The following is a 21,128-nucleotide window of genomic DNA, read 5'->3' as shown; positions in this document are numbered from 1 at the left end:
CGAAGGCGTTCTTGGTGAAGCAGTCCAGTCTTGGGGGTTTCCCCTATGAGGAACTGCTGTTAGCGCAGCGTTAGCGACGCAGGAGCGTCACCCGGAGGGCGGTTCGTTTCCATATCTATGTTTTTCACGACTCATTTAGGATTGCTATATTTCACAAAATTACGAAGATAAATCACTACCTATGCTTCCTCTGTTTGTCCCTTTGGATCATTTTTAAAGTGAAATGGTATTACTATCGACATCGTTAGTAAACTTCGATTTTATGGGAATACTAAATTCTAGACGCGAATACTAACTTGTGCTGCGAGGCATGTATATATGGCTACTGTAACCTGTACACCTATTATTCCCGGATACCAAATTTGCGCTCAACTTTATGTCGGTGCTAAAACCCACGTCTATCAAGCTATCCGCCAATCAGATCATCTGCCAGTAGTCATCAAACTGTTAGCGTCAGAATATCCCAGTTTTCATGAATTACTAGAATTTCGTAACCAATATACAATTAGCAAAAATCTGCAAATTCCGGGGATTGTACAGCCATTGTCACTCTTAACTCATCACAATAGTTATATTCTGGTGATGCCAGATACAGGGAAGATTTCTCTACAAGAATATGTCAACTCTACTCACATCTCCCTAGTAGAATTTTTAAGTATTGCTATTCAATTAACAAGTATTCTCGATGCGATACATCAAAATCGTGTCATCCATAAAGACATTAAACCAGCAAATATTCTAATTCATCCCCACACAAAACAAGTTCAATTAATTGATTTTAGTATTGCTTCATTACTGCCAAAAGAAACTTCAGAAATTAAAAATCCCAATGTTTTAGAAGGAACTCTAGCTTATATTTCCCCAGAACAAACAGGGAGAATGAATCGAGGTATAGACTACCGCAGTGATTATTACTCTCTTGGTGTAACATTGTATGAACTATTAACAGGAGAATTACCATTTAATAGTGATGACCCAATGGAGTTGGTGCATTGTCATTTAGCAAAAATGCCGCAGGTCATAGAAAGCAGTAAACCGATTCCGCAAGTAGTAGCAGAGATTGTGTTGAAATTGATGGCGAAAAATGCCGAGGATAGATATCAAAGTGCTTTGGGATTAAAGCATGATTTAGAACTTTGTTTGACACAACTTAAAGATACAGGCGAAATTAGACATTTTAAAATTGCTCAACGGGATGTGTGCGATCGCTTCCTCATCCCGGAAAAATTGTATGGTAGAGAAGCGGAAGTCAGCACTTTATTACAAGCCTTTGAACGTGTGGCTAGTGGGACATCAGAAATGATGCTAGTAGCGGGATTTTCGGGGATTGGTAAAACTGCTGTAGTGAATGAAGTCCACAAACCAATTACTCGTCAACAAGGTTATTTTATCAAAGGTAAATTTGACCAATTTAATCGGAATATTCCCTTCTCTGCTTTCGTCCAAGTTTTCCGTGATTTGATGGGGCAATTACTAGCCGAATCTGATAGCCAACTCCGCATCTGGAAACAGCAAGTTTTGGCAGCATTGGGAGATAATGCCCAAGTAATTACTAAGGTAATTCCCGAACTTGAACTCATCATTGGCACACAACCAACAGCACCAGAATTATCAGGTTTAGCTGCTCAAAATCGGTTTAATTTACTATTTGAAAAATTTATTCAAGTTTTCACCACAAAAGAACATCCTTTAGTGATATTTTTGGATGATTTGCAGTGGGCAGATGCGGCATCACTCAAGTTGATAGAATTGCTGATCAGTGAGTCATCAACTGGTTATTTGTTGTTAATTGGTGCTTACCGTGATAATGAAGTGTTTGCAGCACATCCATTGATGCTAACTTTAGATGCGATCGCTAAAGCAAAAGCAACGGTAAATACTATTACCTTAAAGCCATTATCAACCAGCAGTTTAAATCAGTTAATCGCTGATACATTACATTGTGCGGGTAATTTGGCACAACCTTTAACCGAATTAGTATATCAAAAAACTCAAGGTAATCCCTTTTTTGCGACGCAATTCCTCAAAGCATTACATCAAGAAAAACTAATTAATTTTGATTTACAAACTGGGCATTGGCAGTGCGATATTTCCCAGTTAAAATCCACCGCCTTAACAGACGATGTGGTGGAATTAATGGCGCAGCAATTAAAGAAACTGCCTTTAGCAACCCAAAATGTTTTAAAACTAGCAGCTTGTGTTGGTAATCAATTTGATTTAAGTACACTGACAATTGTCTCGGAACAATCGGAAGCAGCAACAGCAAGTGATTTATGGAAAGCGTTGCAAGAAGGTTTAATCTTGCCGATTAGCCAGATTTATAAATTTTTTCAGTTAGAAAATCTCGAACAATCAGAAATAGCTCAAAATGCCAATCCTAGTTATCGATTTCTACACGATCGCGTCCAACAAGCGGCTTATTCTTTAATTCCCGATGACCAAAAACAAGCAGTTCATTACAATATTGGACAACTACTCCTGAAGCAAATTTCTCTGTCAGCCAGAGAAGAACAAATTTTTGCTTTGGTGAATCAGTTAAACTACGGCACTTCCCTAATTACAGCCCAATCTCAGCGTAATGAACTCGCCCAAATGAATCTCTGTGCTGGACGAAAAGCCAGAGTCGCCACGGCTTATCAAGCTGCTTACGAATACGCCACTGTGGGATTAGGACTACTAGCCACAGACACTTGGCAACATCAATATGAAATGACCTTAGCACTCCATGAACTAGCTGCCGAAACTGCCGCATTGAGTGGTGATTTTGAGCAGATGGAGTATTGGATTAATGCCGTCATCCAGCATACCAAAACGCCCTTAGATCAGGTGCAATCTTATCAAATCAAAATTCAAGCGTTAAACTCCCGTAATGATTTTATTGCCGCGATCGCCACAGGTAAATCTGTACTGCAAACCTTGGGTGTGAGTTTGCCAGATCAGCCAACTAGTGAAGATGTCCAACAAGCTAGACAGCAAATTCAAGACTTAATTGGCGATCGCGCGATTGCAGATTTGATTCATTTACCAAAACTCGTAGCACCAGAACAACTAGCAATTATGCAAATTGCTGCCAGTATCATACCTGCCTGCTATGTTACAGCTTCACCCCTCTACCCCTTAGTGGTGGCGCTTCAGGTTCAACATTCTATTCAATATGGAAACAGTTTATTTTCTCCTTGGAGTTATGCCAATTATGCCTTTCAAATTAAGTTAATCTGGGGCGATATCCGAGAAGCGGAACAGTTTGGATATTTGGCATATCAGTTAGGGTTAGAACCAGAGTTTAAATACAGTCGAGCCGCAACCTTTGTTGTGTTCGCCGGATATATTTACCACTGTACTGCCCCTTTAAGAGAGACAATACCAATTTTACAGTTAGGCTATCAAGCAGGGGTCGAAACAGGTAGTTTAGAATTTGTGCTTTATACAGTGCAAGCACTGACCTTGAATGCCTTTTGGTCAGGGCAAGATTTGAGTGAGGTAGAATACCAAATTCGCTCTTATCACCAGCAGTTGCAAGAACTCAAGCAAGTAACTACCGCCAAGCATTATTTAATTTACTGGGAAACTGCTCTGATTCTGCTGGGTAAATCAGAAGATGAAGTAACTTTACGTCAAGCATCTTATGAAGCCACATTAATTGCCGAGGTGCAAGTTTCTCAAGATGTCTTTCGCTTGTGTATATTTTATCTGCATCGATTTATCTTGAATTTTTGGTTAGGAGAATATGGCCAAGCTCAACAAGATGCTGCCCAAACCAGACAGTATTTAGCAGGGTGCGTTGGTACAATTATCGAACCTGTTTTTTACTTTTATGATGCTTTGATAATGCTGGCTACATTGCCTCAAGGAAGTGAGGTGACAGAAACTCAATGGCAAAGGATAGAAGAGAATCAAACAGCTTTAAATAATTGGGCGCAATATGCACCAATGAATCATCAACATAAAGTTGATTTGATAGCAGCCGAAAAATATCGAGTTTTGGGGCAGAAAGCTGAAGCCATTGAACAATATAATCAGGCGATCGCCGGAGCAAAAACTAATGGATATCTCCAAGAAGAAGCTCTGATTCATGAACTAGCTGCTAAATTTTACCTTAATTGGGGTCAAGAGAAATTGGCGGCAATTTATCTGCAAGACGCTTACTATTGCTATGCGCGTTGGGGTGCGAAAGCGAAAACTGAAGAGTTAGAAAATACTTACCCCAATTTGTTACAGCCAATTTTACAGCCAACTGCCCAAAGTCTAATTCCTTTAGAAACCCTAGCCTCGATTGCTAGTCCCAAAGTTTCTATTCATTCTTCCAGCAAAACCATCCGTTCCGCCAGTACCCTCAACACGGCTCTAGACTTTGCCACCATTATCAAAGTTTCTCAAAGCTTGTCTGGAGTAATTCAACTAGATGAGCTACTACACCAACTCACTCAGATTATTTTGCAAAATTCTGGTGGCGATCACTGCGTCTTAATTTTGCCTGATACACAAGGAGAATGGCAGGTAAGAGCCATCGCTACACCTGAACACACCGAACTTTGCTCGCAACCCTTAGAAGGCAATCTCAATTTACCAGTCAAGCTGATTCAGTATGTGAAACACACCCAAGAAGTTCTAGTAATTGATGACATTCAAACAGATTTACCTGTAATTGATGAGTATTTACAGGAAAAACAGCCGAAAAGTCTTTTATGCTTGCCGATTCTCAATCAAGGGCATTTAATTGGCATTTTGTATTTAAAGAATCGCTCTGCAAGTGGGGTGTTTACTAGCGATCGCATTCTCATTCTCAATTTTCTTTGTACTCAAGCAGCGATTTCTCTAGAAAATGCCCGACTTTATCAAGATTCTCAGATTGCTTTGCAAGAACTACAACAGTCTCAACAACTGCTAAGAAGTATTATCGACAACATTCCCCAGGTCGTTTTTTGGAAAGACCGCAACTCAAATTATTTGGGATGTAATCAAAAATTTGCCATCATGGCAGGATTGCCATCGCCAGAAGCGATCGTTGGTAAAAACGACTATGATTTACCTTGGAGCAAAGCTGAATCTGACTCCTATCGTGAATATGATCGCCGGATTATGGAGTCTAAACAGCCACAATTACATATTATTGAAACGCAACAGCAAACAGATGGTAAAACTATCTGGATAGATACCAGTAAAATTCCTCTGTGCGATGAAGCCGGAGAAGTCTATGGAATTTTAGGTAGTTATGAAGATATTAGCGATCGCAAACAAACTGAAGTTGCAATTCAGCAAAAATCTCAGGAATTAGAAAAAGCTCTGCAAGAACTACAACAAGCACAACTACAAATGGTGCAGAATGAAAAAATGTCTGCATTAGGTAACTTAGTTGCTGGTGTCGCCCATGAAATGAATAATCCTCTGGGATTTATTTCGGCTAGTCTCCAACAAGCTAAACCCACCTTAACAGATATTATCGAACACCTAGCACTATATCAACAAGCTTTACCCAATACCCCAGACGAAATCCTCGACCATGCAGAAAAAATTGACATTGATTATAGTTTAGAAGACTTGCCAAAAGTTCTTGATGCAATGGTGTTAGCTTGCGATCGACTACAAAATATTAGTACCAGTTTAAGAACTTTCTCCCGTGCCGATAAAGATTACAAAGTTACATTTAATATCAATGAAGGCATTGATAGTACAATTTTAATTCTCAAACATCGCCTCAAAGCTAATGAACAACGTCCAGCAATTAACGTAGTTACAGAATACGCTAATTGTTCACCCATTGCTTGTTTTCCTGGACAATTAAATCAGGTCTTTATGAATATTCTTGCTAATGCTATTGATGCGTTAGATGAATCAGGCATGGGAAGGAGTTATGAGGAACTTAAATTAAATCCTCATCAAATAATTGTGAAAACTGCCATTGAAAATCACAGCCTCAAAATATCAATTGCTGATAATGGTAAAGGCATGAGTGAAGAGGTCAAATTGCATATTTTTGACCATTTATTTACGACAAAAGGAGTTGGGAAAGGTACAGGACTCGGACTAGCGATCGCTCGACAAATTGTTGAAGAAAAACATGGGGGTAAAATTGCAGTCAATTCTGTTTTAGGACAGGGAACAGAGTTTGTAATTTCCCTACCGATTACAGATAATGCTATTAACAATAACTAAGTGGGAGACAAGGGGGACAAGGAAGACAAGGAAGACAAGGGAGATAAAGCAGTTTGATGAAACTTATTGCTTTGCCAAGTATGAAAGAGCGACTAGTATGTTTACTCAGCACTTCCAAAAAGAAGAGATGTTTGTTCATCATTGAGTTCAAAAATCAAAGGTTGTACGAACAACTCCAACATATTGAGTATCGTTATTGCGGTTGTTTTCTGGGTTGAGAATTACCCAAAAACCAGGAGTCACCGATATATTATTGTTCAGTCGCCAGCGATAAAATGCTTCGATGTGGTAAGAGTTATCTCCTTCTTGACGGACATCACTGTGAGCAACTCGCGGTGGTAAACCAAAAATAATTCCTGGGAGATTACCCTTACCCCCCACATCAGGAAATGACATTCCAATTGCCCCAAACCACGCATTAGCATTGTCGCCACTATTGACAAACAAAGAATCTGTACTACCCCGCCCATTAGAAATATCGCTGAAACCAGAGTTTTTGGCAGTCGCCCAAATATATCCACCCCAAGCATGAACCTGGAAATTTGGGGAAAAGCGATAGTATCCTTGCATCCCCACAATACTGTTAGCAGTGGCAATACTATTCCCAAACGGAGAGGTTGCTAAAACGCTTCCCGTCCCACCCGTGAGATCAACTACGCCACCAGGGCTATAACCATGAGAGTAAGCTATACCCACAGCGCCTTTTTGACCATGATAAACCAAATGTGCCAGGGCGTTATAACCACCATCAAATAGGCCGTTTTTCTCGGTTGGGTTATTCGGACTGCTGGCTAAATAGCCCAAAGTCAGCACCAAGTCTTGAGTAATATTCCAGTTAGCGCCCACACCACCGCCACCTCTACGGAATATAGGGCTATACGAACCAAACAGTGAAAGTACTCCATTACCATCATCAGCAATACTCGCAGGTGTGACTGTGCTGGAAATATCTGTATAACCAATGCCGGTAGGGCCAACTACAAAGGAGAGGGAATCACTCACCGGGAAGTAATAACGAACATGGGGTACAAACAGGGTATTGTTACTATCAAAATCGAAGTTCAAGCGTGTCATCCCTGTGCCTGTGGCCGCCGCCACTTGACTAGAACCATTGGTATTCGTAAAGTTACCAAATTCCAGCCGGACTCGCAGTAAATCTTTGCCTGTAAAACTACTTTCTAAATTCAAACGACCGCGAGTTGCCAAGAATGGGTTAGTTTCATCTTTTGTACCACCTACTTTGTTACCAAAGGTATCACTCACAGCCGTAATAATTTGAGCATTTAACCTGGTGGTCGTAGAAAATTGCTGTTGTTCTAAAGTGTTTGTCCGCGCTTCTAAATTATCTATCCGACCTCGTATGGTGTTTAATTCGGTGGCAAAGTCTGTCTGTAACTTTTGCAATACTGCTAAGTCTTCTTTGTTAACTAGTTCACTAGTAGATGTGGCAATTAACTCGTTGATATGGTCTAAGCAAGCATTTAAACCGGCAGCAAATTCGTACCGCGTTAAGGCACGATTACCGCGATAAGTATAATTCGGATAACCTGCGATACAACCGTAACGTTCTACTAATGATTGCAAGGCTGTAAATGCCCAATCTGTTGGCTGTACATCAGCAAATTGCGACACCGATGTGACTTGTTCTTTTAGTGTGTGAGTATTATCTATAGTCTCTGCCAAGACTGCTGGAGAGGCTAAGAGTAGAAGGGAAAAACTGTACAAAAGATGTTTCAACATGGTGTATGGTGTAGTAAAAATCTGCATGGTAAATTAGAAACCTCTGGCTGTATCTGAGCTTGAGAGATTTCGACTGATATGGCAGGAGGCAAATTGAACGAACCACAGAGGCGCAGAGAACGCAGAGGAAAGAGAGTTTCACAGAGTTTTTGTGTAAATCGATAGATTCTCTGGACTTAAAAACTCAACTTTCTATTAATTTCTCACTGATTTATATGTCTGCAATAACAGCACAGGTTATTGATGTGAAAGCTTTTATCTGCGGTTAATGATTCTGACTGAAGTGAGAACCGCTATGGAGGGAATAGAGAATCTGAAAACTGTTCCCTATTCCCTGGCGTAATTACATATCTTCTAATTCCATACCTTTGGTTTCCTTGATAAAAAAGAGGACGAAAAATAATGAGATAGCGGCCGCAGTGGTATAAAGTCCGTAGGCTGCACCCAAGCCGAAATATTGCAAAATCGGAGGAAATGATGTGGAAACAGCGAAATTAGCTACCCACTGCATCGCGGCTGCAACAGAAAGTGCTGCGGCGCGAATTTTATTGTTAAACATTTCGCCTAAAAGTACCCAGGTGACTGGCCCCCAGGAGAAACCGAAGCAAAATACATAGAGGTTCGCTGCAACAAGAGCGACAAGACCTGCACTTCCGGTCAGGCTGGGATTTCCAGTCGCATCTAATGGCGCAGTACCGAAAATCGATGCCATTGTTCCCAAGGTCAAGGTCATACCAATTGAGCCGAGAATCAATAGGGGTTTGCGACCAAATTTATCTACAAAGGCGATCGCTACTAATGTAGTAATAATATTTACCGCACCTGTAATTACTGTGATGCTAAGGGAATCTTTTTCAGAAAAACCAACAGCCTGCCATAAAACACTGCTGTAGTAAAAAATGACGTTAATACCGACGAATTGTTGAAGTAAAGATATACCGATACCAACCCAAACTATCGGGAGAAGTCCGCCACTCCGGCGTAAAAGGTCAGAAAATTGCGGTTCCCGTTCCCGCATCACTGTTTGGCGAATTTCTTCGATTTTGGCGAGGACGTTACCCCCGATAATTTTATTCAACACATTGGCGGCTTCTGGTTCTCGTCCTTGGGCTACTAAATAGCGGGGTGATTCAGGAATCATTAAAGCAGCCATACCATACAACACCGCCGGCGGAATTTCTGTCCAAAACATCCACCGCCAAGCATCTATACCAAACAAAAACGGTGACTCGGCGGAACCTGCTGATACTGCTATAAAGTAGTCGCATAGCAGGGCGATGAAAATTCCTACAACAATTGCTAGTTGTTGCAGAGATCCCAATCTACCCCGTAATTGACTAGGGGAACATTCCGCAATGTAAGCTGGGGCAATGACACTGGCTGCACCAACCGCTAACCCACCCAACACCCGCCAAAAGGTAAAATCCCAAATGGTAAAGGGTAGCCCTGAACCGATAGCACTAATGGTAAATAATACGGAGGCTACTACCATTGCTTTGACTCGACCATAGCGATCGGCAATCTTTCCCGCATAAAAGGCTCCTACGGCCGAACCTAATAATGCTAAGGATACTGCTAAACCAGTTTGGAGACTGTTGGCGTTGAAAGCTGTTGTCAGGGCTGCAACTGCACCGTTAATCACGGCGGTATCAAACCCGAACAGAAAGCCACCCAGGGCAGCAGCACCAGCAATTAAAATTACATAAAAGTTGTTAGATTTACGACGAGTTGTGGTGGATGTCATGGTTGTATTTGGTGTTGGGGAATAAGATTATGAGTTATTCACGCAGCGACGCATACTTCGACCCTTCTCCTGCCGGAGACGCTACGCGAACGACAGGCTCAGGCGGCGCTGCACTCAGTAAGCGGAGGCGCAGAGAGGAGAGACAAAGAGTTGAAACATTTGCCTTTCTGCCTCCTGCTTTCTTTTACCGTCGGGAACGTCTGCGGAGTCTATCAATCATGACTGCGGCAATGATGACTAAGCCTTTCACAACGAGTTGCCAGAAGTAAGACATATTTAGTAGGGTCAAACCGTTGTTGAGGACAGCAATGATTAATGCACCCAAGAGTGTGCCGCCGATTGTGCCAATACCACCTGTAAAGCTGGTTCCGCCAAGGATAACGGCAGCGATCGCATCTAGTTCATAACCTTGTCCTAACATCCCTGTAGCACTGTACAGGCGACTAGCACTCATCACTCCGGCTAAACCTGCCAGCAATCCACTTACGCCATACACAAACAACAACACCCGATTGACCTTTATACCTGTTAATCTGGCGGCTCGTTCGTTACCACCAACAGCGTATATCTGGACACCCAAAACTGTCTGTCTCAGTACAAACCAACTCACAGCCACTGTTAATAAAGCGAGGATAACTAAGCAAGGCAAGGGGCCGACGTAGCTATTACCTATCCAAGCAAAGTTGATGTTGCGGTTAATAACGGTTGTGCCATTAGCTACTAAATAAGCAGCACCCCGTAAGGCTGTTAATGAACCCAAGGTGACAATAAACGGTGGAACATCCAAATAGGTGATTAATGCACCGTTGAGTAAACCCAGACATAATCCTGTCAATAAAGCAGCCGGAACAGCTAACCAACCCAAGACAGGGATGAGAGAGACTAACACTGCAACTACAGCAGATACAGCCAAGATAGAACCTACGGAAAGGTCAATCCCGCCAGTAAGAATCACAAATGTCATGCCTGTTGCCAGCACTATATTAATAGATGCCTGACGTAAGATATTGACGGCGTTACCTGCGGTGAAAAAGTTGGGACTCAGCAGGGAAAATAAAATACAGATAATGACGAGAATCGGTAAAATACCAGCAACTTGCAAAAAGTTATTGATGGCTTTACGCCGACTGGCTGCGGCATTTTGGTTAGGTCTGTTGTTGACAGGTCTTAAGGCTTGACTCATGATGCTGTTACCTCCGATGCTCCAGTTGCACAGTGCATAATGTTTTCTTGGGTGATTTCTTTGCCTGGGGTGTCGTCGAGTTCGCCGACTAACTTTCCTTCGCGCATGACTAAAACGCGATCGCTCATCCCGACAATTTCGGGCAGTTCGCTAGAAACCATGAGAATTGCGACTCCTTGGGCGGCTAAGTCACTGATAATTCGGTAAATTTCGCTTTTCGCCCCAATATCTACGCCGCGTGTTGGTTCATCTAGCATCAAGACTCTGGGGTTAATAGCTAACCACCGCGCCAGCAGGAGTTTTTGTTGATTCCCTCCAGATAAATCCACGGCGCGAATTTCTAAGTTAGCTAGTCGGATATGGAAGTTTTCGACGGCTTCTGTGGCAATCTTATTAACTGAACCCCAGTTCACAATGCCCAGGTTGGCATCTTGCTTGAGTCTATTCAGACCAATATTTTTTCGGGAACTCATTTCTAGAAATAAACCTTGGTCTTTGCGGTCTTCTGGGACGTAACCAATACCTGCGGCGATCGCATCAGTGGGGGAATGAATCTCTAATTTTTTGCCATTTAAAAATATTTCACCACTAACTTTGCGGTCAGCACCAAAAATTAACCGCGATACTTCTGTCCGTCCCGCACCCACCAACCCAGATAATCCCAAAATTTCCCCAGCCCGCAGTTGAAAACTCGTCGGCTGAATTTTGCGTCCGTCAGTAATATTTCTAACTTCCAGCACTACTGCACCAGGATTCTTTTGTCGTTGATGTTCGTAGAAGTCCTGCATGGAACGACCGACCATCATTTGTACTAATCGCTGGGGCGAAATTTCATCACGAGTCAAACTGCCAATATATTGACCATCACGCAACACACTAATCCGGTCAGCCAACGCATAAATTTCTTCCATCCGATGACTAATATAGATAATGGCAATGCCATCGTTGCGGAGTTTGCGAATCACTTCAAACAAGCGTTCCGTCTCGCGGTCAGATAAGGCGGCGGTCGGCTCATCCATCACCAAAATCCGGCTGTTATCTTTCAGCGCCCTGGCAATTTCGACTTGCTGTTGTTCAGCGATCGCTAATGTGCCAACAATAGTTTGTGGTGTAAAAGTCGCTCCCAAGCTGTCTAGCACCTGCTGGGCTTCGAGTTCCATTGTTTTGCGGTCTAAAAATTGACCCCTCTGCAACTCGCTCCCCATAAATATGTTTTCGGTAACGCTTAAGTTGGGTGCGACATTCAATTCTTGATAAATCAGATTAATACCAGCTTGTCTGGCTGTCCCTGGGTCGGTAATTTTCACCGGTTGACCATTAATGCGAATCTCCCCTTCATCCGCAATGTAAGCCCCAGCGAGAATTTTCATTAATGTGCTTTTACCTGCGCCATTTTCACCCATCAGGGCGTGAACTTCGCCGGGATAAATGGTCAGATTTACACCTTGCAAAGCCGGAACACCATGAAATCGTTTGGCAATCCCCTGCATTTCTAATACAGGAATGGCTGTAGAAGCCGGCAGAAAATCAGTTTGAATATTTGTAGTCATGATTATTAAGTGCTGAGTTGTGAGTGCTGAGTGTTGTACACTTCGACTTCTCCTGACGGAGACGCTGCGCGAACGCTCAGTGTACGTGTTGAGTTAATATTTCTCCCCCTTGTCTCCCTTGTCCGCCTTATCCCCCAATTCCCTACCAACCAGTAGAAGTACTAACGTTCTCTTTCGTAATCAACTTGGCGGGAATCAATATATCGGGTGATGCGGGTTTTTTGCCGTTTAAAATATCGTTGCCAACTTGCACTGCGGTTGCTGTCATCCCTCTAGGATTTTGAGTGGCGGTAGCAGCATATAGGCTATCGTTAGCAGCGATCGCTTCGATTGCTTCTGGCGCACCATCCACTCCGACAATGAAAAATTCTTTGCGTTTGGCTTGGTTGGCGGCTAAATCTACTCCCACGCCACTAGGATCGTTGATGGCAAAAACAGCATCAATTTTGGGGAAAGTTACCAGAATATCGCTCATCACTCTCAGTCCCCCATCCCGGCTACCTTCGGCGTTCTGGTCTTTAGAAAGGATTTTGATATCGGGATATTTGGCTAATACTTTCAAGCAACCATCCACTCGCTGAATTACAGAAGCTACTGGCGGCCCGTTGACTATGACAACATTACCTTTACCTTTGAGGCGATCGGCAATATATTGACAGCTGATTTCTCCGGCTTGCACATTATTGGTAGTGACGGTAGCATCTACCTCTGCGTCTACGCCTGTGTCTACCGCAATTACAATCTTGCCTGCTTTTCTGGCTTGGTCAACTGCTGGTCTAATAGCTTTACTATCAGCCGCGTTGAGAATAATCATGTCAGTATTCGCCGCCACAAAATTTTCAATTTGATTAAATTGCTGATTCAAGTCATAGCCACTAGAAACAACAGTAACTCTGACATCATTACCGCCAATTTTCTTGGCTTCTTTCTCTGCACCCTGGGCCATGACAACAAAGAAAGGATTACTTAAATCGCCCAGGGTGACACCAACAGATCGTAATTTAGTGTTGTGTGTACTTATATCAGATACATTTTTTGCTTCAGTGTTGGGAGAAACATTGGTGCAGCTGACTAAAGTACCACTGACAATACTTAATAAAGTCGCTGCGATTGTTTTCTTGTTCACATTCACCTACATCCTAATAAAACAGTTTGTAAAACTCGAAATATGTGTATAAATGTTAATCTAACTGAGATCATCTTTTAATTTTGCCGCCTACCTCCTGTTTCCTGCGTTCTCCTAACGATAGATATTCGCTTCCCCTTTCCCAGAAGAGGCTTCAGGGGAGAGAGCAGGGTGCAGGGCGCAAAGGGTAAGAATCTGAAGACTTCCACCCATAATTCAAATTTCCGCAACATTTTCTCAATCAAGAAACTGTTGTGAAATCTGATGTTCTTAAGTTGTAAATTGGTTTTATGCACAGGTGTGCATAACTGATGATTTTTATTTTTGCACACCTGTGCATAAAAAATGTGTTAATTTTATTTAAGTTACTGAACCAAAATGCAAAATCCAGCCGCCAGTCCTGGATTTCTCACAAGAGAGAAATCTAGGGGTGTGGGAGGTGTGGGAGGGGTGGGAGGTTTGGGAGGATGGAGAAGAAATCTTTCCCCCCACACTCCCCTCTCTTCCCTCTCTCCCCACACTTTCCACACCCGCTACCCATACGTGAGAAATTCGAGTTTGTCCTTCTCATCTACAGCAGTGGTCAATATGAGTAAACGAAAGATTTCCATTGAAGATATTGCTCGCAAAGCAGGCGTTTCTCATTCCACAGTTTCACGCGCTTTACGAGACAGTCCGTTAATTAGTGCCAAAGTACGGGAAGAAATCAAAAAACTAGCGCAGGAAATGAATTATGTGCCGAATGCGATCGCCCAAAGTTTACAAAATCAGCGCACTTATACTGTTGGGGTAATTGTTACATCCATCGCCGATCCCTTTTTTGGTGAACTAGTCGAAGGAATTGAACAAGTAGCCAGAAAAGCCGGCTTGAATGTGTTATTAAATGCGTCACATGGAAATTTTGACCAAGAAATAGCCGCTATTGAGAATTTCCACTACCGCCGAGTAGATGGAATTTTAGTTGCTGATTCCCGCGTTGGCAAACACTATAACCAGCAGTTAACGCAATTTACTGTGCCAACAGTTCTAATTAACATCGATACGGAAGATCAACACGAAACCTTTAACTCCGTCGCCATCGACGATCGCTTAGGTGGCTGTGTAGCCGTAGAACATCTCCTAGATTTAGGACACACTCGAATCGGCTATTTAGGAGTAGGTGATGGTAGCAAAGCCGACCAACAACGCCTAGAAGGATATCAACTGGCGCTATCTCAAGCAGAGTTACCAGCAAATCAAGATTGGGTAGCAATTCCCCAGCGAGACAGTCAAACAATCAGTGATTTTGATATCGGTAAACAACTCCTACCCCAATTAGTAGCGGCTGGCGTAACTGGCATTTTTTGCTACAACGATATGGTTGCCGTTGGCGCTCTTTTGGCTTGTAAAGAATTAGGTATTTCCGTCCCACAAGATTTGAGCCTTGTGGGATTTGATAATATTGCGCTTGCCAGTTACATCACACCACCACTCACAACAGTCAGTCAGCGTATGGTAGAAATGGGCGAATTGGCTATGACTATGTTGCTTGACTTATTTGAAGAAAAAGCTGTAGACAATATTCTTCTATCGCCATTTTTAGTCAAACGGGGTAGTACTACCAAAGTCAGTCAAGCTAAAAAAATCAGTAATTATATTGAGGTAAAAATCTAGCTTGGTGGTAAAGTTTATAAGTATGTAACAAAAACTTTACGGTTATTTGTGAGCTGCTTTGATGATTTTTGTGCGTAATATCTTGTTCTGGCGATTTTTTATATATCGACACATCTGTGTAAAAACCGTAGAATATTTTTCTCTACTTCCTACTCGTGACAGGTGACAGATGACAGGTGACAGGTAACAGAGCAATTCTCAATGATTCACAAACATCTCTCTCCCTTATCTCCCCTCTCCTCCTTGTCTTCCTTGTCTCTGAGTTAAACTCCGTCTCTCCAAAAAAATTACCGGAGCAGTTAGATATAAAACACCGCTCCGGTAAGTTAATTTAAATAAAATATTCACAGTCTTGGAAGTGGATTTACGCAACAACTTTTCTTGATAAATTCACTGTAGGCTATGATTTCGTCAATGCTGCTGAGAAAAGTTGTTTAAATCAAACTTTAATGGTTCTGCAATGTTTATTTGCCAAGAAAAATAATAGAAGACTCTGGATCAGGGAATATTTGTAGTAAAAAACTAGAGACTATAGCTATAGCTTCAGTGAGGTGGGCGGTAGATTTTTCTGTGTCTAAGTTAAACATCCAAAAAATATACTCCCAATCCAAAATCCGAAATCATAGACGGATTAGTCATTGTCCCATTGTTCACGACCAATGAGGTCGCCAATGCGATCGCGCAATAGAAAATCGCATTTTTCCAACTCACATTCAACGCACACCCACTCTCTTGCTGGGATGTATTGGCAGAGTGTATATATTGGCTGTTGTCGGCTAACCATCCCCTTCTGCACCAGTCGGCGTGCTTCGTCTTGGATTACATCTAGAGAGTAGTAATTGATAGAGGGCACCGTATTCACACTCATGATTTGTTCTCACACATTTATACGTAGATAGTATTCCCACTTATCATGGGAAACAAACATGACAGAGATTAGACTTGTAGCTAGGGTTTTGTATTTTGCTATACGGAACTTATTTCATTTTGACGCTACATCCCCTCAAATTATCTAAAGAAATGTTGCAAAAGTCAACGTTTTCTGACATTTATCTTCCATATAGTTAATACAAAAAATCCCATTGTAGTGAAATTGACCTCTTGTAAAGGTTGTTTTATCTGCCTTAAAGAAGTTCTAAAGCTTCACTGCAACGGCCTTCAAGCATAATTCAGCAGACGGTCATAGTTCATACTGTAAATTTAGTTATGTAATCAATCACCAGCAAGTCTAATTTAAAAATGCTGATGTAGGTTCATAGCTAAAATACCCGAAAAGTGTTTCGGTAAGAATTGAAGTATAAACTGTTGCAAAATATATGCGCTAACGTACACCACGAAAACTTGCACAGCCTCATATATTAATTATTTCTTAAAAAATAACTACAGTTGAGTTTGTTAATTACAGCACTGTGGCAAGATTTATGGCTGTAATTCGCGCACTAATGATTGGGTTTAAGGGTGTGGGGCTTCGCCGTGAGCGTCAGCCGAACGGTGTAAGGGTTTTGAATCAGTACAGGACTTACGCACCAAGATTGTCTATAAAGATTGGGTGTAAGGGTGTAAGGGTGTCTGGCGTAAGGGTTTTAGATACATACACCCCCAAACCCCTGTACCCCGACACCCTCGCCAAAACCCTTGATTTTTCGTCTTACTGCATCAGAAATAAGATAGAGACTTGAACCCAAAAAGATGAATTTTTATTGAGTTATTAATTTTCGCTGACGGAAAATTCCTGGCAGTCAAAATATATTGAGATTTGTAACAAGCTTGAAATTTCAGTTTTTTCACCACCTGAGTAACGGCAAAAGAAAGATTAAGGCATAAATCGATCTAAAGCCGCTTTTAACTGCTCAATTTCAACATCTATATTGCCATCTTGCGCTGCTCTGGCAATACATTCAGTCAAGTGTTCATCTAAGACAATGCGGGCGACTCGATCTAATGCGCCTCTAACTGCGGCAATCTGCAATAATACATCAGGACAAGGACTGCTTTGTTGCACCATTGTTTTAATACCGCGAATATGTCCTTCTATGCGTGACAACCGATTCACAATTTTGCGTAAAGACTCTTCACTATGAACATGAGAATGATGGGACTCTCCATGCTCATGATGATCTATATCGTGGGAGTGGAAGTTTTCGGTTGACTGAGAGATAGGCAAGGATTCTGACTTTAATCGGTTTGATCCATTCATGGTATTGAAGCACTGGCAGTACTAAGATCCTAGCCTAGAGGGGTGAGTAGGTGTTATTTCTATTTACTCTGAGGTGCGATCGCAGTATTTAGTTACTTGGTCAGGTATAACTTTCAGTTGAGCGATCGCTTTTTCCAGTAGTTCAATTATCCATCTTTCATATAAGTCTTTATTTTTTAAGATATGTAAACTATTATAAGGTTTCCAAAAAGCTCAAAAGGTCTGCCATTTCTTGAGGACTAGGCTGAAATTTTGGCATAGGCGGCGTTTCACCGCTAATCACTTGGTGAATCAACTTATAAGGAGATTTACGTTTAGAAACAGCTTGTAAACTGGGGCCGACTCGCCCATCTGCTTGCCAACCATGACAACCAGCACAGTTAATTTGAAAGATTGCATTTCCCTGAACTGTGTCTCCAGCCAAGGAAAGAACGGTTTTAACGTAGGGGTCTGAGGCTTGTACCATTTGAACACCAAAGATGCCCAAAGGGATTGATAGCAGTATCGCTAGAGCTAATAAGACGATACGCTGCATCAGAAGTTCAGGTTTGGTAATCTGGTTATCCAAAAGGTTTGCTGTGAAAGTGTAAGGTTATAAAATTTTTCATTTCCTACACATAGCTTAAAAGTTCTTGATTTGTACCGCAAGCACAGGTGACTATTTTCTTACAAGCGGGTATAGCTCAAAAACACTGCTGCAAGCGGGATTCGCCGTAATTTGGTAAAATCAAAAACGGGATATAAATCGTTAATAATTGCAAACAGGAGATTTAAAGTGGTTGAACCCCTGCTTTCTGGTATTGTGCTTGGTCTAATTGTTGTAACTCTCGCTGGTTTATTCTACGCTGCATACAAACAATACAAGCGTCCCAACGAGTTGGGTGGTTGATATAGCAGGGGACAGGTAACAGGGTTATAAACCTTGCGGGGTCTATGTTTTCTCATCTGTTGCTGTCCTAAGCTATCAAGGCGAATAGAATTCGCAGCTACACAAACTAAGTCCGTTTATACGGAAGAACAAGAAAATCAAAGACTATAAACCTATATATGCGGTTTTTGTCGGTGTAGCTGCGGTTTCTAACCGCCCATTTTGAGGAAATTTAACTTACTAAGCTAATCAGCATTTAAGCTGCACTATTGAAATTGTACATAAATGACTTAAACTCTCTCCTCTGCCCCTCTGCCCCTCTGCCCCTCTGCTCCCCTGCGGTCTAAACTGCAAACTAAGTGCTTAATAGCTTACAAAATTTACTATTGTTCCAAAATCCTTTCAATATTGCGCCCAGCATAGAGAAGTCGCACAATTTCGATGCTATCCTCCCGCTCAAAATAAAAAATTAGGTATCTCTTAAAACCCTTCACTGGCCATTTACGTAACCCTTGCAAACTTGGATTATCCAATAAACATAAGCTACCAATTCCAGGCATACGTGACAACTGAGCAAAGGTCTGACGTGCAGAGTCAAAAAATTGTAATGCAGCTTCTGAGTTTTCTAGCGCAATGTAAGCAAAGTGTTCATCAATATCTAAGCTTGCTTTAGGTGTAACAACAATACGTCTTGTCATTACTGTTTTTGATGTAGTTGTTCAACTAATCTGGCGCGTTTTTGTTCCCACCACTCGTCTGTTATTTCCACAACTTCTCCACTTTCAATACCTTCGATTAGCATTGATTCTAAATGTTTCTGGGCAATTCGCTCTTGTTCTTGACGGATGAGATGATTAATATATTCATTGGTATTAGCGTAGCCACCAGTCACAACCTGTTGCTCTAGAAATTCTTGCAATTGCTCAGGAAGCGAAATATTAAGTTTGAACATGAGCAACCACCTTCTGCATTTATCGCCACACAGTTCATAACTATTATGAACTGTGTTACTTGAGTTATGCAAAAAGTTTCTTTGCTTTGGGGGTGTCAGTTCACGGTTCGTTAATCACATCAGAGTCGATAACTCTGTAGAAAGTTAAGGCGGTGTTACCGTAAACTTTTTGGCGAGATATTTCCCAATTGGGTATTACTGGCGGTGTCCAGCCTTGGGGGTTGTGTTCTGCGGCGATTTCACCCTTGGCATCTAATAAATTATAGTTAGCGATCGCTTCTAGCACAGGTTGATATAATCCACTAGCATAAGGTGGATCGAAATAAATTCTGTCAAACTGTTTTCCTGACAACATTTTTAACTGCTGAATTACATCACCACGTAATAGTTGCCATTGTTGTTCATTGCTGGCTAATTGCTGCCAATTTTCTTGAATAATTGCACAGGCTCGGCTTGATTGTTCAATTCCTACTACCAAGCTGGCTCCTCTACACAAAGCCTCTGCTCCCATTGAACCACTACCCGCGCACAAATCTAGCCAGCGACAACCAACAATTTCGCCTTGCCAAATATTAAAAACAGCTTCTCTTACCCGTGCGCTTGTGGGTCTGGTTTCTTTCCCTGGTAAAGTTTTAATTGGACGTTTGCCGTAAATTCTCAAACTCATGATTATTGGTCATTGGTCATTGGTCACTGGTCATTCAACATTTGCCAAGGACAAATGACAAATCACAAATGACAAATCACAAACCCTATGCTGCAATTTGTTCACGCACTTGAGAAACAAAATTAGATAGGATTTGCAATCCTATATTAGAGGATTTTTCGGGGTGAAACTGCACTGCCATGAGATTTTCTTTGGCAATGGCGGCTGTGATAGTTTGAGTACCGTGAGTAACAGTTGCAGCCCGGACTTGCGGATCTGTTGGGTCAACATAATAAGAATGCACAAAATAAACCCAAGGGTTAGCGGGCAAATGTTCCCATAAAATGCTTTTTGCTTGGGTTAATTCAAGTTGGTTCCAACCCATGTGAGGAATAGTAATTCCTGGTTCATGCTGAAAGCGGCGGACTTTTCCTTTGATAATTCCTAGCCCTGGTTGAGTTCCTTCCGCACTTGATTCAAATAAAATTTGCAATCCTAAACAAATTCCTAAGAAGGGTTTGCCAGATGATATCGCATCTTTTATGGGTTGTTCTAAATTCCGTTCTCTTAAATGTTGCACTGCGGGATCAAATGCACCAACTCCTGGCAATACTACAGCATCCGCCAATGATATCTCTTTAGCAGAATCTGTAATCTTGGGAGTTGCCCCAGCTTTTTCTATGCCTTTACAGACTGAGTGCAAATTTCCCATGTCGTAATCTACGACTGCAATAACTGGCATTGACCTGCTCCTTGTAAATTTATTATGGAGGGTTTTTCTATTCTAAATAATAATTCTAATGAAGAAAAGATTTTTATTAACTTCTTTTGACACTTGGTTAAGAGATCAAGATTCAAATTCATCGGATGATTTATTACAAGAAGTGAGTCAAGTTGCATCGCTCCCCCATGATTTAAAATTTCTGCGGCTGTTACCTGTAGATGTGATGCTGGCTAGTTCCTGGGTAATTCAAAAAGTTGAGGAGTTGCAACCGGATTATATTATCTGTTGTGGGATGGCTGCTAGTCGGCAAAGATTAAGTGTAGAGGAGGGTGCTAATCAAGGTGCGATTTTTTTGCCGACGGCAGTTAATTTGGAAAAATTAGTTTTGGGAACAGTAGCAACTGATATTAGTAGTGACTGCGGTAAATTTGTTTGCGAAGGTCTTTATTATGCAGTTCTTGACTATCTCCAGCAATCTAAACTCTCAACTCGTTGTATATTTGTTCACGTTCCGGTGTTAAATCAAGAAAATTTGCTGGTTGTTCTAGCTGACTTCTTATTAATTATTCACAATTTGGCACTCATATAAAAT

At 41.7% G+C, this 21,128-nt stretch carries 16 protein-coding genes; 4 read left to right on the top strand and 12 right to left on the bottom strand.

Going from position 1 to position 21,128, the window contains the following annotated elements:
• The first annotated feature begins 318 nt into the window (after positions 1–318).
• A complete protein-coding gene (locus tag H6G79_RS08195; protein ID WP_190588524.1) occupies positions 319–6,153 on the top strand; it encodes an AAA family ATPase in 5,835 nt (1,944 codons plus the stop codon).
• A 147-nt stretch (positions 6,154–6,300) separates the two neighbouring features.
• Here the strand turns inward: H6G79_RS08195 and H6G79_RS08190 are convergent, their stop codons facing one another.
• The 5 genes from H6G79_RS08190 to H6G79_RS08170 all read right to left on the bottom strand — a co-directional run bounded on the left by H6G79_RS08190 (position 6,301) and on the right by H6G79_RS08170 (position 13,502).
• The gene (locus H6G79_RS08190) at positions 6,301–7,920 is read right to left on the bottom strand and encodes an iron uptake porin (protein WP_242048248.1); all 1,620 of its coding nucleotides are present in this window, start codon (positions 7,918–7,920) and stop codon (positions 6,301–6,303) included.
• Between the two features lie 316 nt (positions 7,921–8,236).
• Positions 8,237–9,637: a sugar porter family MFS transporter gene (locus H6G79_RS08185; RefSeq protein WP_190588525.1), complete on the bottom strand. Its 1,401-nt coding sequence runs from the start codon at positions 9,635–9,637 to the stop codon at positions 8,237–8,239.
• A gap of 184 nt (positions 9,638–9,821) precedes the next feature.
• Positions 9,822–10,820 (bottom strand): ABC transporter permease subunit, encoded by a 999-nt coding sequence (locus H6G79_RS08180; protein ID WP_190588526.1) that lies wholly within the window; start codon positions 10,818–10,820, stop codon positions 9,822–9,824.
• Entirely contained in the window at positions 10,817–12,370 is a 1,554-nt protein-coding gene (locus H6G79_RS08175) for a sugar ABC transporter ATP-binding protein (protein WP_190588527.1), read from the bottom strand. Before H6G79_RS08175 ends, H6G79_RS08180 begins: the two co-directional genes overlap by 4 nt.
• Positions 12,371–12,512: 142 nt before the next feature.
• Positions 12,513–13,502 carry an ABC transporter substrate-binding protein gene (locus H6G79_RS08170; protein WP_313933898.1) on the bottom strand — a complete coding sequence of 330 codons (990 nt, stop codon included), beginning with the start codon at positions 13,500–13,502 and terminating at the stop codon, positions 12,513–12,515.
• A 582-nt stretch (positions 13,503–14,084) separates the two neighbouring features.
• On the opposite strand from H6G79_RS08170, the gene H6G79_RS08165 reads away from it, so the two are divergent.
• Entirely contained in the window at positions 14,085–15,149 is a 1,065-nt protein-coding gene (locus H6G79_RS08165) for a LacI family DNA-binding transcriptional regulator (protein WP_190588529.1), read from the top strand.
• 631 nt (positions 15,150–15,780) lie between these two features.
• Here the strand turns inward: H6G79_RS08165 and H6G79_RS08160 are convergent.
• The 3 genes from H6G79_RS08160 to H6G79_RS08150 form a co-directional block, all read right to left on the bottom strand.
• Positions 15,781–16,017: a DUF4327 family protein gene (locus tag H6G79_RS08160; protein ID WP_062297131.1), complete on the bottom strand. Its 237-nt coding sequence runs from the start codon at positions 16,015–16,017 to the stop codon at positions 15,781–15,783.
• A 945-nt stretch (positions 16,018–16,962) separates the two neighbouring features.
• Positions 16,963–17,346, bottom strand: a complete 384-nt coding sequence (locus H6G79_RS08155) for a metal-sensitive transcriptional regulator (RefSeq protein WP_190588530.1) — start codon at positions 17,344–17,346, stop codon at positions 16,963–16,965.
• A 193-nt stretch (positions 17,347–17,539) separates the two neighbouring features.
• On the bottom strand, positions 17,540–17,914 hold the full coding sequence (locus tag H6G79_RS08150) for a cytochrome c (protein ID WP_190588531.1): 375 nt from the start codon (positions 17,912–17,914) through the stop codon (positions 17,540–17,542).
• A 207-nt stretch (positions 17,915–18,121) separates the two neighbouring features.
• Between H6G79_RS08150 and petG the strand changes: the two genes are divergently transcribed.
• Complete coding sequence (gene petG, locus H6G79_RS36640; protein WP_010995538.1) at positions 18,122–18,235, top strand: cytochrome b6-f complex subunit V; 114 nt, start codon at positions 18,122–18,124, stop codon at positions 18,233–18,235.
• A gap of 362 nt (positions 18,236–18,597) precedes the next feature.
• On the opposite strand, the gene H6G79_RS08140 is transcribed toward petG, so the two are convergent.
• From H6G79_RS08140 to hisH, 4 genes are all read right to left on the bottom strand, one after another.
• Positions 18,598–18,912 carry a type II toxin-antitoxin system RelE/ParE family toxin gene (locus H6G79_RS08140; RefSeq protein WP_190588532.1) on the bottom strand — a complete coding sequence of 105 codons (315 nt, stop codon included), beginning with the start codon at positions 18,910–18,912 and terminating at the stop codon, positions 18,598–18,600.
• Entirely contained in the window at positions 18,912–19,166 is a 255-nt protein-coding gene (locus H6G79_RS08135) for a type II toxin-antitoxin system ParD family antitoxin (protein WP_190588533.1), read from the bottom strand. The genes H6G79_RS08140 and H6G79_RS08135 overlap by 1 nt, the downstream gene beginning before the upstream one ends.
• A 100-nt stretch (positions 19,167–19,266) precedes the next feature.
• Complete coding sequence (gene rsmD / locus H6G79_RS08130; RefSeq protein WP_190588534.1) at positions 19,267–19,833, bottom strand: 16S rRNA (guanine(966)-N(2))-methyltransferase RsmD; 567 nt, start codon at positions 19,831–19,833, stop codon at positions 19,267–19,269.
• An 85-nt stretch (positions 19,834–19,918) separates the two neighbouring features.
• Positions 19,919–20,554, bottom strand: a complete 636-nt coding sequence (gene hisH / locus H6G79_RS08125; protein WP_190588535.1) for an imidazole glycerol phosphate synthase subunit HisH — start codon at positions 20,552–20,554, stop codon at positions 19,919–19,921.
• Positions 20,555–20,612: 58 nt separating this feature from the next.
• Between hisH and H6G79_RS08120 the strand changes: the two genes are divergently transcribed.
• The gene (locus H6G79_RS08120) at positions 20,613–21,125 is read left to right on the top strand and encodes a peptidase C15 (protein WP_190588536.1); all 513 of its coding nucleotides are present in this window, start codon (positions 20,613–20,615) and stop codon (positions 21,123–21,125) included.
• The last annotated feature ends 3 nt before the right edge of the window (positions 21,126–21,128 follow it).

It is taken from the genome of Anabaena sp. FACHB-83 (genome assembly GCF_014697485.1).
GTDB lineage: Bacteria > Cyanobacteriota > Cyanobacteriia > Cyanobacteriales > Nostocaceae > Nostoc_B.
Note: the sequence above shows the minus strand (reverse complement) of the source record. Positions and strands in the feature narration are given on the sequence as shown.